The 1,700-nt window shown below is 57.1% G+C and carries 1 rRNA gene; it reads right to left on the minus strand.

The annotated features are described in order from the left end of the window. Positions 1 to 131 precede the first annotated feature (131 nt). A 16S ribosomal RNA gene (locus tag HNO80_RS17680) occupies positions 132 to 1,658 on the minus strand. Positions 1,659 to 1,700: the final 42 nt, after the last annotated feature.

The following is a 1,700-nucleotide window of genomic DNA, read 5'->3' on the forward strand; positions in this document are numbered from 1 at the left end:
TGCGGCCGCTATTTGCTGATATTCCACCCGTGAGCACCCGCCGCAGAACTAGCGTCTGCGCAACGGGCGTACTCCTGACAACCCCCGAACACTCACATACATGAGGCCAGACGGTTGTAGGTGCTCCTTAGAAAGGAGGTGATCCAGCCGCACCTTCCGGTACGGCTACCTTGTTACGACTTAGTCCCAATCGCCAGTCCCACCTTCGACAGCTCCCTCCCACAAGGGGTTAGGCCACCGGCTTCGGGTGTTACCAACTTTCGTGACTTGACGGGCGGTGTGTACAAGGCCCGGGAACGTATTCACCGCAGCGTTGCTGATCTGCGATTACTAGCGACTCCGACTTCATGGGGTCGAGTTGCAGACCCCAATCCGAACTGAGACCGGCTTTTTGGGATTAGCTCCACCTCACAGTATCGCAACCCTTTGTACCGGCCATTGTAGCATGCGTGAAGCCCAAGACATAAGGGGCATGATGATTTGACGTCGTCCCCACCTTCCTCCGAGTTGACCCCGGCAGTCTCCCATGAGTCCCCGCCATTACGCGCTGGCAACATGGAACGAGGGTTGCGCTCGTTGCGGGACTTAACCCAACATCTCACGACACGAGCTGACGACAACCATGCACCACCTGTGAACCGGCCCCAAAGGGGAAGGACTGTTTCCAGCCCGGTCCGGTCCATGTCAAGCCTTGGTAAGGTTCTTCGCGTTGCATCGAATTAATCCGCATGCTCCGCCGCTTGTGCGGGCCCCCGTCAATTCCTTTGAGTTTTAGCCTTGCGGCCGTACTCCCCAGGCGGGGCACTTAATGCGTTAGCTACGGCGCGGAAAACGTGGAATGTCCCCCACACCTAGTGCCCAACGTTTACGGCATGGACTACCAGGGTATCTAATCCTGTTCGCTCCCCATGCTTTCGCTCCTCAGCGTCAGTTAATGCCCAGAGACCTGCCTTCGCCATCGGTGTTCCTCCTGATATCTGCGCATTTCACCGCTACACCAGGAATTCCAGTCTCCCCTACATCACTCTAGTCTGCCCGTACCCACCGCAGATCCGGAGTTGAGCCCCGGACTTTCACGGCAGACGCGACAAACCGCCTACGAGCTCTTTACGCCCAATAATTCCGGATAACGCTTGCGCCCTACGTATTACCGCGGCTGCTGGCACGTAGTTAGCCGGCGCTTCTTCTGCAGGTACCGTCACTTTCGCTTCTTCCCTACTGAAAGAGGTTTACAACCCGAAGGCCGTCATCCCTCACGCGGCGTCGCTGCATCAGGCTTGCGCCCATTGTGCAATATTCCCCACTGCTGCCTCCCGTAGGAGTCTGGGCCGTGTCTCAGTCCCAGTGTGGCCGGTCACCCTCTCAGGCCGGCTACCCGTCGTCGCCTTGGTGAGCCATTACCTCACCAACAAGCTGATAGGCCGCGAGTCCATCCAAAACCACAATAAAGCTTTCCACCCCCCACCATGCGATGAGGAGTCATATCCGGTATTAGACCCAGTTTCCCAGGCTTATCCCAGAGTTAAGGGCAGGTTACTCACGTGTTACTCACCCGTTCGCCACTAATCCCCGATGCAAGCACCGGATCATCGTTCGACTTGCATGTGTTAAGCACGCCGCCAGCGTTCATCCTGAGCCAGGATCAAACTCTCCGTTGAAGTAAAACAGACACAACCCAGGAACCACGGGAAAACGCGGAA

This window comes from Arthrobacter sp. C9C5 (assembly GCF_013359735.1).
Classification (GTDB): domain Bacteria; phylum Actinomycetota; class Actinomycetes; order Actinomycetales; family Micrococcaceae; genus Arthrobacter.